Genomic DNA, 12,156 nt, shown 5'->3' with positions numbered 1-12,156 from the left:
TGAGCAGCCGGCACGCTGTTTTATTGGGGACTTTCAGATGGCGACTGTTGAGAAAATGCCGATGCTGGCGATAGGGTACGAGAAGCTGAATGAACAGCTGCGTACCCTCAAGGCCGAGCGCCCCCAGATCGTCGATGCCATCGAAGAAGCGCGTGCGCACGGAGACCTCTCTGAGAACGCCGAATATCACGCCGCGAAAGAGCGGCAGGGTCAGGTTGAAGCGTCCATCGCCGACCTGGAAGACAAGCTCTCGCGCGCGCAGGTAATCGATCCCAAGACGCTGTCGGGTGACAAGATCGTGTTCGGCGCGACAGTCACTCTGCTGGACGAGGATGACAAGCCGGTGCGTTATCAGATTGTCGGCCAGGCCGAGGCGGACGCCAAGCTTGGCATGATCTCGTATAACAGTCCGCTTGGCCGTGCACTGATTGGCAAGCAGGTGGGCGACGATATCGAAGTCGTCGTACCTGCGGGCGAGAAATATTACGGCGTCGAGAAAATCGAGTTCATCTGACCGCGCTCTGCGACCTGTTACGCTGAACTGAAGCCCATGCGGCCCGCTTCATCTATTTCTGGCATCGTGATGGCCATTGCCATGGTGACAGTTGGGGTGTTCTTGCTTGCGCGGATGAGTGGTTATGAGGCGGAGCTAGCGTATGCGGCCGGGTTTATTCCTGCACGAGTAGCTCAGCCCGATTTGCTGGCGCATGCAGGGCTGAGCTTCCCGACAGTTCCTGTTTGGCTGACGCCGCTCAGCTCTGCGCTCCTCCACGGCGGCTGGTTGCACCTCGGTTTCAACATGCTGATGCTCGTGTTCTGCGGCCGACAGGTAGAAGAAGTTGTCGGCGGTCGGCTAATGATCCCGCTTTATGTAGGCGGGGCGTATGCTGCGGCATTCGGTCAGTGGGCCTTGGGTCCGCAGATAGCTGTACCGATGATCGGTGCGAGTGGAGCGATCTCGGCTGTCATCGGCGCCTACGCGCTCCTGTTCGGTAACAGGGAAGTCAAGGCTTGGGGCCCGTTCCCGGCCAGTGTCGTACGCATGCTATGGCTCGGTGCGGGGTGGACGATGTTGCAGTTTCTGATTGGGATCGCGTCCAGCGCCGGGACTCTGGGCTTGGGGACAGGCAACGCAGAAGTTGCGATCGGCGCGCATATCGGCGGATTTATCGCGGGCTTGCTGTTGACGCGGCCGTTGCTGAAAATCCGGTTCGGGGGGCGCGCATCACGCCAATAGCTGTCAGTGAGAGTGATCCCCTGTTTCCGCCGCCGGATCGAGCAGCCGGTGCAGGTGGACGATCACATATTTCATCTCGGCATCATCGACGGTCCGTTGCGCCGCGCCGCGCCAGGCCTTCTCGGCCGCAGCAAAATCGGGAAATACGCCCACTAGGTCGATAGCTTCCAGATCTTCGAAATCTAGCGTGCGGGGGTCTTTTACGCGCCCGCCCATGACGAGGTGCATCTTGCTCATAAGCCCCGTCTAGGCCGTGATCCTGCCGAAATCAACTGGGTGTAGCTTATTCATCGCCTTCAGCAGGACGCCGACGCCTGAAACGCGGCAACAGGTTGGCCGCGAGAGCACCGATGGCCGCCGCCGCAGCGACTGCGGCCAGCGGATGCTCCGTAATTACCCGCGTGGCCTCTATCGCCGCCTTGTCAGCTTTGAGCTTGGCTGCGCCAATCGTCTCGCCTGCGCCTTCGGTCGCCGCCTTGGCGCGTTCGCGAACCAGCTTCGCGCCTTGTTCAATGCCGGATGTGGCTCGTTCGACATTCCTTTTGGTGAGACTGCGGACGCGGCGGAGGCCGCCATGGGCATTCCTACTCATATTCTTCCTCTTCATGGCGCGGTTCCCGATGCGCGTGATACAACCGTGCAGCATAATCCTTACCCGCTCGCACGCCGCTCGCGACCATACGCCAAAGCGGCTTGCGGGCTAAAAAGGCGCCGATCAAGGCGGCGAGGCCAATGGCACGGGCAGGGTGTCTTACCACGGCAGCTTGAGCCTGAGCGAGAGTATCGAGAGCTCCGTCGAGCATGCGATCCTGTGCGCGAGTGCGAAGCCGCGAGGGGCGCAGTTTTGCGTTCATCGCCGCTATGCTCAGCTGAAGCGCGCTGCGCTGAGCGCGGGCGCGATCAGCCAGCTCTCGTAAATATTTATCTGGCTCTGGCGGAAGTAAGGTTTTGCTCATACGCTATCCTCATTTCCGAACGCCATGCGGACAGCGCGGCGAATGCATGCGCGCGCAGCCAGCAGCAGCAGCGCCACGATCAACAGCGTTCCGAGGATTGTGATCGCCAAGGCTCCCGCTACACCCACTAGCGGAGCCAGCATCCAGACAAAGCCGACGACGAGGGCCGTCATGACCCCGAAAAGCAAGAATATCGCAGCAAGAGCCAGCAATGCCATATCTCTGGCGCCGCTGCCGATGATCAGTGCCTTTACGCGCTGGCGCTCAATTTCAGTCGTCGCATACGCCCGACCTTCGCTAACGATGCGACGTGCGAGCTCAGGTAGGGGGACGTTCCCCACTTCGATCCCATCGCCATCGGTACCGGGCACGCTCTGCTCCGGTGTCTCCTCTGGCGCCCACCCTGATTGATCCCTGTTCTTCACACCATCACCTTGTGCAAGGTTCACTCTTCGTCAGATGAACCCCTGGCGAGGCGCATGAGAACATAGCCGGCAATGGCGGCCGCGCCAATTGCAACGGCAGGGCTTTTGCGCACAAAGTTGCGGGCATCGCCTAACAATTCCTCAACGTCCTTGCCGTCGAGCGATTTGGCCGCGCCAGCAACCGCGTTGGCAGCCTTGCGCGCATAATCACCATATTGAGGACCGAGTTTGCTGTCGACTGTCTGGGCGGTCTCGGTAATGAGTTTCGCCAATCCGTCCATGGCGCTGGTGGTTTTGGTCTTTGCTGTGGTGGCCGTATCCTTAGCCATCTTGCTGGCTTGTGCGGTGACATCTTCAGCCTGCTTCTTCCAGTCAAAGGCAGAAACGCTTTCTTTGGCGGCCTTGACCTTGCCGGTGGCAACCTTCACCTTCTCGGTTGCGCCTGTCACTTTGGCTCGCGCAGTCTTCTTCGCCGATGATACTGCTGCACCTGCAAGCTTGACGGATTCAGAAAAATCGGTGGAGCTGCCTGCTGACTCCCCCTGCGCGGCTGCCTTGGCTGATCCGGGCTTGCGTCCCCGGCGCTTGGGAGCGAGCGGTGTGTCGATGCTGTCGGCCATGATAATATCCTTCCGATATGCTGGCTATGCCACGAGGTGTATATAATCTTTCGCGGAGATAACAGTTCCCTCAGCGGATTTCACCCGATCAGATCAAAATTTCCTCATCAAAAGCTACCGCAACTTGCCTTGGCTGCCCGGTCTGGCTAAGCGGTCGCCCATCGGAAGGCCCTGCCTACCCGCCAGACAGAAGGAAGCTCCATGACCGCCATTCTCGATGTGCACGCCCGCCAGATCCTCGACAGCCGCGGTAATCCGACGGTTGAGGTCGATATTCTGCTGGAAGATGGCAGTTTCGGGCGCGCGGCAGTTCCCTCCGGAGCGTCTACCGGAGCCTATGAGGCGGTGGAAAAGCGCGATGGCGACAAGAGCAAATATCTCGGCAAGGGTGTTCTTGCGGCCGTCGAGGCCGTGAACGGCGAGATTGCCGAGGCGGTCGTTGGCCTGGATGCCGAAGATCAGGCCGAGGTGGACGGGGCGATGATCGCGCTCGACGGAACCGATAACAAAGGTCGCCTCGGCGCCAACGCCATTCTTGGCGTTTCGCTCGCGGTGGCCAAGGCGGCGGCCGATGCGCGTGGACTCCCTCTCTATCGCTATGTCGGCGGGGTGCAGGCGCACGTCCTTCCCGTCCCGATGATGAACATCATCAACGGCGGCGAACATGCGGACAATCCGATCGACTTCCAGGAATTCATGATCATGCCGGTGGGGGCGGAGAGCCTCGCCGACGCTGTGCGGGTGGGCGCGGAGATTTTTCACACGCTGAAGAAGGGCCTGCACAACAAGGGGCTGGCGACTTCGGTAGGCGACGAAGGCGGTTTCGCGCCCAATCTTTCGTCCACGACTGATGCGCTCGACTTCATTCTCGCTTCGATCGAGAAGGCTGGGTACAAGCCGGGCGATGACGTGATGCTCGCGCTCGATTGCGCGTCGACCGAATTCTTCAAGAACGGCAAGTATGAGATGGTGGGCGAGGGCAAGAGTCTGAGCCCGGCCGAAATGGCGGATTATCTGGCCGATTTGTGTGCACGTTACCCGATCAAGTCGATCGAGGACGGCATGAGCGAGGACGATTTCGAGGGTTGGAAGCTGCTGACCGACAAGATCGGCGGCAAGGTTCAGCTGGTGGGCGACGACCTGTTTGTCACCAACCCCAAACGCCTTGCCATGGGGATCGAGCAAGGGCTGGCGAACTCGCTGCTCGTCAAGGTCAACCAGATCGGTTCGCTGACAGAGACGCTGGCCGCAGTTGATATGGCCCACCGCGCGCGCTACACTGCTGTGATGTCGCATCGCTCCGGTGAAACCGAGGATGCAACTATCGCCGACCTCGCCGTCGCCACCAATTGTGGCCAGATCAAGACCGGTTCGCTCGCTCGTTCGGACAGGCTCGCCAAGTACAACCAGCTCATCCGTATCGAGGAAGAGCTGGGCGACGTGGCGCATTATGCCGGGCGCGCGATTTTTCGCTGAATGCGGCCGCCGGGCAGCTTTCCAGCACGGAATGCGATGAAAATTGGCGCGTTAACCATTTTTTGGTTGCGCGGAGGAATCCGGTGTGATTCAAAGGCTCATGGCGCATCTGCTGAAACTTAGGAGCTTGTTTTCGTCGGCCCTGGGCCCGGCATTAGCTGTGCTTCTTGTTTCGATGTTGCTGGGCTATGCCATATTCAGCCGCAACGGTTTGCTCGCGTGGGGCGGGTATAGCAGTCAGCTTCATGACAGCAAGGCAGAGCTTAAGTCTGTCGAGGCTGAGCGTGCCCGCATCGTCAACCGGGTGCAGCTCCTCGACCCCGCACATGTCGACCCCGATCTCGCCGACGAGTTGATTCGGCGCGAGCTGAATGTCGGGCACCCTGACGAGGTGGTGGTGCCGCTCAACTAAGCTTTTTGCGGCGGAACACCAGTTGAGGTTAGAGAATTTGATTTATTCTAACCAAATAGGCGCTCATTTCGAATTTTGATGGATTGTCCATCGCGGCGCTCTATAATCATTCCTTCTCCCCAGCGAAAAAGAAGGATGCTCAACCCTTGGCAAAATCTCCGCCAGCGCGTGCAGCTCAAAGGCCCTCTCGCAACAAGAAAGCTCTTTCCCCGTCAGGCCAGTCGGCTCCAGCGACGAGCAATCGTCTGGCTACGCCGCAAGACTACGCCGCGAGCAAAGAAGAGCTGCTGGAATTCTATCGCCAGATGGTGCTCATCCGCAGGTTTGAGGAAAAGGCAGGTCAGCTCTACGGCCTCGGTCTGATCGGCGGCTTCTGTCACCTCTACATCGGCCAGGAAGCGGTCGCCGTGGGCATTCAGTCCGCACTGACACCAGGCAAGGACAGCGTCATTACCGGCTATCGCGATCATGGTCACATGCTCGCTTATGGTATCGACCCCAATCTCATCATGGCTGAACTGACGGGGCGCGCAGCGGGCATTTCCAAGGGCAAGGGCGGCTCGATGCACATGTTCAGCGTTGAGCACAAGTTTTTCGGCGGGCACGGTATCGTAGGCGCGCAGGTGTCGCTGGGTACCGGCCTGGGCTTTGCACACAAATACAAGGGTGACGGCGGCGTGTGCGTAGCCTATTTCGGTGACGGCGCTTCCAACCAGGGCCAGGTATACGAAAGCTTCAACATGGCGGAGCTGTGGAAGTTGCCGATCATCTTCGTGATCGAAAACAACCAGTACGCCATGGGCACTTCGGTCAACCGTTCTTCCGCCGAAGATAAGTTGTTCCGCCGCGGCGAATCCTTCCGCATCCCAGGCCTCCAGGTCAATGGCATGGATGTACTCGCCGTACGTGGCGCAACGGAGGAAGCGCTGAAATGGGTGCAGGGCGGCAACGGCCCGATCCTGCTGGAAATGAAAACCTATCGCTATCGCGGCCACTCGATGTCAGATCCAGCCAAATATCGCTCGCGCGAGGAAGTGCAGGAAATGCGGGAAAAGTCCGATCCGATCGAAAGCGTCAAGAGGCACCTCGCGGCGGCGGGCGTGAGCGAGGACGAGATCAAGACCATCGACCAGAGCATCCGCAAGATCGTCAACGACAGCGCGGATTTCGCGGAAACCGCGCCGGAGCCGGCACCGTCCGAGCTCTATACTGATGTTCTGGTGGAGACATATTGATGGGTATCGAGATCAAAATGCCGGCGCTCTCCCCGACGATGGAGGAAGGCACCCTCGCCAAATGGATGGTGAAGGAAGGCGACAGCGTTAAGTCCGGAGACCTGCTTGCCGAGATCGAGACGGACAAGGCGACGATGGAATTCGAGGCAGTAGATGAGGGTGTAATCGGTCAGATTGTGATCCCGGCGGGGACCGAAAATGTTAAGGTGGGTGCCGTGATTGCCGTGATGGCTGGCGAGGGAGAGGCGGTTTCCGTGCCGCCTCCTTCCGCGCAAGCCGCCCCGGCCCCAGCGCCAGCGCAGGTGGAGAGCGCACTGCCCGCCGCGCCGGAGGCTGCTCCTGAAAAGGCACCCGCAGAGACCGGCACCGATCAACTTGTGACCGAGGCCAAGGCCGCGGCGTCCGATCCTGCCGTCCCCGCCGGCACAAGCTATACCAAGCTCACCGTGCGGGAGGCATTGCGCGACGCGATGGCCGAGGAGATGCGCGCGGACGAGCGGGTGTTTGTGATGGGCGAGGAGGTCGCCGAATATCAGGGCGCCTACAAGGTGACACAGGGCCTGTTGCAGGAATTCGGCCCCAAGCGTGTCATCGACACGCCGATCACTGAGCATGGCTTTGCGGGTGTCGGCGTCGGCGCGGCGATGGGCGGCCTCAAGCCCGTCATCGAGTTCATGACCTTCAACTTCGCGATGCAGGCGATCGACCAGATCATCAACTCCGCTGCCAAGACCAATTATATGTCCGGAGGGCAGATGCGCTGCCCGGTCGTGTTTCGTGGCCCCAACGGCGCGGCGAGCCGCGTTGCCGCGCAACACAGCCAGAATTACGGGCCATGGTATGCCTCCGTGCCCGGTCTCATCGTGATCGCGCCCTATGATGCCGCCGATGCCAAGGGACTGCTGAAGGCGGCTATCCGCTCGACCGATCCGGTGGTGTTCCTTGAAAACGAGCTGGTTTACGGCCGCAGCTTCGACGTGCCGGTGTTGGACGACCATGTCCTGCCCATAGGCAAAGCCCGCATCGTGCGCGAGGGCGCGGACGTGACGTTGGTCAGCTATTCGATCGGCGTTGGCATCGCTCTGGAGGCGGCGGAAGCGCTGGCGGGAGAAGGCATCAGCGCCGAGGTGATAGACCTGCGGACATTGCGCCCGCTCGATACGGAAACGGTACTCGCAAGCCTTAAAAAAACCAACCGCGTCGTGGTGGTGGAAGAGGGCTGGCCAGTATGCTCCATCGCCAGCGAGATCATGGCAGTGTGCATGGAACAGGGCTTTGACGACCTCGACGCTCCGGTCCAGCGCGTCACCAACGAGGATGTCCCGCTACCCTATGCGGCGAACCTCGAAAAGGCCGCGTTGATCGATGCGGGGCGTGTGGTCGCAGCGGCTAAGAAGGTGTGTTATCGGTAAATCAGGTCGTGGTGAACTGATCGCAGGCGTGGACGGTGGCGGATTCAGCGTTGTAGACGCCCCCGTTCGCTCCTGTACCGCTGGTTGGTCCATTATAGTCGCGGCTGTCGCGCACGATCATCGAGGCAAACTCATGAATGGTCGTGTGCGGCACCAAGCCAGAGGCGAATAGCGGCTGATAATCGTAAAAGATCTCAGCGAACATCACCCCGGTGTCATCCGGTGTGGTGACCACCTGACCCGTGGGGCCCATTCCATTAAGATTTACAGCGCCTTGAACACCCCACGATGAAACGGAAGATTTCAGGCCGCGACAACGCTGCCACCTTATTTTGAACGTGCCTGCGGTGTTGGGGTTAGCCGTCGGCTCCAAGCTAGAGACGATCACCCGCCCGCGCGAATACAAATTGAGATTTCTCGCTTGGATGTCTGCACCGGTGAGCAAATCATTGATGTCTGTTTCCGTCACTTGGGGATTGCCGGTCAGGCTGACCCTACCCATGCGAGAAGCATTGTCAGCCACTTGGAGCGCGACCTGACCCACACGCATGCGCACAATGGTGAAATTGGTCAGCTCTGTGGCGCTGATGAATGTTACCATCAGGAATGGAAGTGTCGCGGCGAACTCGACCACGGCGATGGCGCTGCGGTCTCGCCCTATGCGGCGCATTTGACGCGAAAGCCGGCGCAGGGCGTCTAGGGCGCGCATTAGCAAGTCCTCGTCATAGGGGTTGAGAACTGCGACTGCGCCCCATACGGCTGATTGGCCATTACGGTTTTGGCTGTGACGGTGTTAATGTTAGACGCGCCCAACATCTTCCACAGCGGAAACATGTGGGGATAGGTGACCGTAACCGTGTAGACAGTGATATCCCTCGCTCCGCCCTGTCCCGAGCTGCTGCCGTCGCTGTCCCAATCTCCGTCGCCGTTTGTATCGGTATACTGATCACCGCCGTCGCATTGGCCGTTAGCATTGGCGTCACTCGTCAGGGGCTCAGCCTGCGCAGTAGCGGCGGTCGAAAAGGTCTTATAATACCGCCGGTCAACTGCGATGTCCGAATCCGCAAGCGAGCTATTGAGTTTTTTTACCGCCGAGCGAATGCGTCCATCTATTGTCGTCTGTGTTGCCGACGCTGTGCCCGATTCCAGTGTGCTGTCGCGAGCTGCCTTTTGAATAGTCCCTTGGAGCACGGCCTTCATGTAGAGCGTGTGTGCGATGTCCAAGGTTCCCATCAATAGAAAGGCGAACATGGGCGCGATCAACCCGAATTCTGTCACCGCCGTGCCTTGGCGATCGAAGATGATCTTGCGCATTACCATCAGCTTATCAGCCTCAGATCAGCGATCTCAGACGCGATTTGCTTGAACTTGGCGATCAAGGTCGCTGTATCGGTCGCGCTAAAGAAATGGGTGTTCGCAGCGCTTGGTGCGTTGGGTGTCGACGCGCAGTTCTGAAGCCGCGTTTCGGTGGTCGCATTCACGCTGCCACCATATGAGACGACCCACAACGTTATGTTCTGGTTCTTGATGGCACTGCATAGCGCCGAAAGCCGGGTGTCCACGATGCTGTTGGTGTTGGAGCTGCTCGGCGCGTAGCTGGTCTGCCTGCGATTCCACCACGTCACGCCATAGGCTGAGTGATTGGTCGTACTCGTGTTGGTGTCGCCATCGGTCATGAAGACAATATGGCGCTGAATAGGCTGGCCGGAGGGAGTGGCGGCATTTTCGCTGGCGAATATCCCGCTCGGCGAAATGAAGCGGGCGCCCCACACCATGCCGATATCGTGGTAGGTGCTTCCATCGGCAACAAGGCTAGCAAGATATGTTTCCAACGAGCTGGCTGTGGACCAGACCTGAAGCTTCTTAGCCTCTGTAGGACAGTCCACGGAAGAAAGTTGAGAGGTCTGGGAAGCGTTGGTCGTTTGGGCCAGCGTTTTGTTGCCGGAATTGTCATAACGCAGCCACGTCGCTGTGCGCAAAATCGGACCCCACAAAGTCGCGCTATTGCTGGAAGTCGGCACAGTGACAAAATCCGTGTCGTACGCTGTTGCGGGTATCGGGTTCCAGTCGGTAGTAGTAATCGTGCTGCTATTGGTGTTCTGGAAAGTCTGGCGTTCCTCGATGCAGCCGGTCCAGGCAACATTGGTGTTGGCCACTACTTGGAGGTAGGTCGGCGTTGTCGAGCCGGACAGGGTGACGCTCGCTCCGTTCGCACTGGTCAGGGGCAGGGCAACGCTGGCGTTCCAGCTCGATCCGCCAGCCTTCAAACCTGAGATATTGTGAGACATCTCCTTGTAGGTCCAGCCGCTCAGGTTATTGTAGCTGGTCCAGGTCAGCGGTTTGGTCGAGCTACCGGTGCGCGTGATCGTATAGGGATAGTTGTTGGAGCTCTGCAGACGGCAAGACCCGCTTCCGCTGGTGCTCCACCGGTACCGGTACCCGATTGCCTGCCGGTCATCGTCCTGCGAATAATTTAATGTCTGAACTGTGTCAGCGGGATAGGTGGGGGTGCTGCTGCCTGTTGCCCCTGCGGTTTGGAGATTGGTGGTGTAGCTGTAGGTAAGCAGAGTGTCTGGCGTCATCGTGTTGAGCTGGAGGCAGGTCGTGCTGTTGTACCCAGTCGGACGCTTTGTGTATGTCACACCATTGACTGTGACGGTGGTGCTACCCGATGTGCTGATATCGCCCCAACCGGAATAGGTCGACGCATTGGTCAGGCTTGACGGGTTTGAGGGCCAACTGCCCCAGCTGATCGCGCTTTCGGCTCCAGCCGTCCATGCGTACACTGTCGTGTATATCGGCTCCCTCGACTGGTAGGTCCAGCTGTCGGCGAGGAAGCTGTTCGGCAGCAACTTGCCGACGTTCACATTGACGGAATAGGGCATGAATCCGAAGCGTATCTGGGCTGTTACCGTCCCCGAGGGTGTCGAGCCGCAGTTTTCGGTTGTATCGATCTTCGCCAGCGCCTCGTAGAAACACTTGATGGCGGAGCGAAGGCCTTTCATCTTCGCGACGCTGTCTTCGACACCATAATTATCGCCGCCGGGGCAACTATAGCCGCTGTGCGCGACCTGACAGTTCATCGAGCCAGTGTTGTCGATGACGAACATCACGTCGGTGTTGGGGATTTCCATCTTGGCTGTGCAGGAAACGCTGATCGACTTCGACGTGATGCCAAGGACCTTGATGACCATCATCGGCATGGTGACGGACGCCGTTCCGCTTACGACACCACCAGATTCTGAAAAGTTTTTCGTAACAGTGCCGCTTCCGAAAGACCCATCCTTGAAATTCGCGGAAAACATATTGAGGGCGCGACCCTCTGTGGTGCTCGTCGCAGTACCGGGCGTCCAGCTTCCGTCTGCCATCGCTTTCCGCCCCGCCAGAGCACCTGCGTCGCACGCCTGTTGCAGGCGTGTCTTGGCAAGATAAATGCGGCTCATATCAACGCCGCCGCCGACAAGTCCCAGAAGCGGGATGAGGAACGCCGCCGTCATCGCCAGGACGTTGCCGGACTGATTGCGCAGCAGGCGGGCGAGAAAGCCCTTTTGCCCGTTTGGTTTCCGTGCCATGCGATTGCCCATATTGCCTTGCCTTGGTCCCACATCCCGAATGGCACGCAGCGGCGGTCATCCGCCGCGCGGACGCATTGCGAGCTATCGTGAAGGGATAGGGCGGAGGTCTTAAGAATTGGTGATGTGGTGGAGTTAAGAAAATCTTGAACTATGGCTGACGCGGCGGAAATGCTCCCGTTTCAGGCGCTTGTCGCGGCTGGCGCTGGCCGTGCGCGCGCGCGGGTTGAGCGCATTTTCATGCTCGACAACGCATGTGCCCATATCGCTCGCGCGGCGAGGGAGCCGATCATGGCGCAGATCCGCCTTGCCTGGTGGCGGGACGGGCTGCTGGCTGACAGGCTAACGTCTCAGCATGACGCGCCGGATATGGTGGCACTCCGCGCGATCGACGGGTTTGAGCGGGCGCGGCCCGGCCTTGTCGCGATGGTCGACGGGTGGGAGGAGCTTATCCTCGGGGGCGAGGGTGGCCCCCACGACATGCTAATGGGTTATGCGCAGGGGCGTGGGGAGGGGTTGTTTGCGGCATTGGCGCCTGAACGCACGGAGGAGCGCGCAGCGGCCGGGCGCGTGTGGGCGCTATGGGATCTGGCCGGGCATCTGAGCGACGCTACGCTGGCTGAAGAGGCCGTTAAGCTCGGGCGGGAGGTTGCGCAGGCAGCCATTACCGCCGCGTTGCCCCGCATGTTGAAAATGCTGGCCGGGCCTGCCATCGCTGATGTGCGGCGGGGCAGGGGCGCGCCGCCGCTGTTGACGCCCGGCCTCTATGCACGGATGATGCGCATCCAGTTATTTGGGCGATAGGTGGGTG

At 59.6% G+C, this 12,156-nt stretch carries 15 protein-coding genes; 7 read left to right on the top strand and 8 right to left on the bottom strand.

Annotation, left to right across the window (positions count from 1 at the left end):
• Positions 1-37: 37 nt before the first annotated feature.
• Together greA and OOT33_RS05345 are read left to right on the top strand one after the other, a co-directional pair.
• Complete coding sequence (gene greA / locus OOT33_RS05350; RefSeq protein ID WP_307748966.1) at positions 38-514, top strand: transcription elongation factor GreA; 477 nt, start codon at positions 38-40, stop codon at positions 512-514.
• A 69-nt stretch (positions 515-583) separates the two neighbouring features.
• Positions 584-1,237, top strand: coding sequence for a rhomboid family intramembrane serine protease (locus tag OOT33_RS05345; protein WP_373690503.1), 654 nt, complete (start codon positions 584-586; stop codon positions 1,235-1,237).
• A 3-nt stretch (positions 1,238-1,240) separates the two neighbouring features.
• Here the strand turns inward: OOT33_RS05345 and OOT33_RS05340 are convergent, their stop codons facing one another.
• The 5 genes from OOT33_RS05340 to OOT33_RS05320 form a co-directional block, all read right to left on the bottom strand.
• Positions 1,241-1,474 (bottom strand): DUF4170 domain-containing protein, encoded by a 234-nt coding sequence (locus OOT33_RS05340; protein WP_307748965.1) that lies wholly within the window; start codon positions 1,472-1,474, stop codon positions 1,241-1,243.
• Between the two features lie 46 nt (positions 1,475-1,520).
• On the bottom strand, positions 1,521-1,829 hold the full coding sequence (locus OOT33_RS05335) for a hypothetical protein (protein ID WP_307748964.1): 309 nt from the start codon (positions 1,827-1,829) through the stop codon (positions 1,521-1,523).
• A complete protein-coding gene (locus tag OOT33_RS05330; RefSeq protein WP_307748963.1) occupies positions 1,822-2,193 on the bottom strand; it encodes a hypothetical protein in 372 nt (123 codons plus the stop codon). Before OOT33_RS05330 ends, OOT33_RS05335 begins: the two co-directional genes overlap by 8 nt.
• The gene (locus OOT33_RS05325) at positions 2,190-2,564 is read right to left on the bottom strand and encodes a hypothetical protein (protein ID WP_307748962.1); all 375 of its coding nucleotides are present in this window, start codon (positions 2,562-2,564) and stop codon (positions 2,190-2,192) included. The genes OOT33_RS05330 and OOT33_RS05325 overlap by 4 nt, the downstream gene beginning before the upstream one ends.
• A gap of 74 nt (positions 2,565-2,638) precedes the next feature.
• The gene (locus tag OOT33_RS05320) at positions 2,639-3,238 is read right to left on the bottom strand and encodes a hypothetical protein (protein ID WP_307748961.1); all 600 of its coding nucleotides are present in this window, start codon (positions 3,236-3,238) and stop codon (positions 2,639-2,641) included.
• A 201-nt stretch (positions 3,239-3,439) separates the two neighbouring features.
• Here OOT33_RS05320 and eno point away from each other — a divergent pair, with 201 nt between their 5' ends.
• From eno to OOT33_RS05300, 4 genes are all read left to right on the top strand, one after another.
• The gene (gene eno, locus OOT33_RS05315; protein ID WP_307748960.1) at positions 3,440-4,714 is read left to right on the top strand and encodes a phosphopyruvate hydratase; all 1,275 of its coding nucleotides are present in this window, start codon (positions 3,440-3,442) and stop codon (positions 4,712-4,714) included.
• Positions 4,715-4,874: 160 nt separating this feature from the next.
• Complete coding sequence (locus tag OOT33_RS05310) at positions 4,875-5,126, top strand: septum formation initiator family protein (protein WP_307748959.1); 252 nt, start codon at positions 4,875-4,877, stop codon at positions 5,124-5,126.
• A gap of 146 nt (positions 5,127-5,272) precedes the next feature.
• Positions 5,273-6,361 (top strand): pyruvate dehydrogenase (acetyl-transferring) E1 component subunit alpha, encoded by a 1,089-nt coding sequence (gene pdhA, locus OOT33_RS05305; RefSeq protein WP_373690502.1) that lies wholly within the window; start codon positions 5,273-5,275, stop codon positions 6,359-6,361.
• Complete coding sequence (locus tag OOT33_RS05300; RefSeq protein ID WP_307748958.1) at positions 6,361-7,773, top strand: pyruvate dehydrogenase complex E1 component subunit beta; 1,413 nt, start codon at positions 6,361-6,363, stop codon at positions 7,771-7,773. The genes pdhA and OOT33_RS05300 overlap by 1 nt, the downstream gene beginning before the upstream one ends.
• Position 7,774: 1 nt before the next feature.
• Here the strand turns inward: OOT33_RS05300 and OOT33_RS05295 are convergent, their stop codons facing one another.
• From OOT33_RS05295 to OOT33_RS05285, 3 genes are read right to left on the bottom strand one after another with little or no spacing between them, the layout of a single operon-like run.
• On the bottom strand, positions 7,775-8,482 hold the full coding sequence (locus OOT33_RS05295; RefSeq protein ID WP_307748957.1) for a pilus assembly protein: 708 nt from the start codon (positions 8,480-8,482) through the stop codon (positions 7,775-7,777).
• Positions 8,482-9,087 (bottom strand): TadE/TadG family type IV pilus assembly protein, encoded by a 606-nt coding sequence (locus OOT33_RS05290; RefSeq protein WP_307748956.1) that lies wholly within the window; start codon positions 9,085-9,087, stop codon positions 8,482-8,484. The genes OOT33_RS05295 and OOT33_RS05290 overlap by 1 nt, the downstream gene beginning before the upstream one ends.
• A gap of 5 nt (positions 9,088-9,092) precedes the next feature.
• A complete protein-coding gene (locus OOT33_RS05285; RefSeq protein ID WP_307748955.1) occupies positions 9,093-11,357 on the bottom strand; it encodes a pilus assembly protein TadG-related protein in 2,265 nt (754 codons plus the stop codon).
• Positions 11,358-11,498: 141 nt separating this feature from the next.
• Here OOT33_RS05285 and OOT33_RS05280 point away from each other — a divergent pair, with 141 nt between their 5' ends.
• Positions 11,499-12,149: a hypothetical protein gene (locus OOT33_RS05280; protein WP_307748954.1), complete on the top strand. Its 651-nt coding sequence runs from the start codon at positions 11,499-11,501 to the stop codon at positions 12,147-12,149.
• The last annotated feature ends 7 nt before the right edge of the window (positions 12,150-12,156 follow it).

It is taken from the genome of Sphingobium sp. DEHP117 (genome assembly GCF_030867385.1).
In the GTDB taxonomy this organism is placed as follows: domain Bacteria; phylum Pseudomonadota; class Alphaproteobacteria; order Sphingomonadales; family Sphingomonadaceae; genus Sphingobium.
The sequence above is the reverse complement of the archived record's forward strand: the minus strand, read 5'-3'. Positions and strand labels throughout refer to the sequence as shown.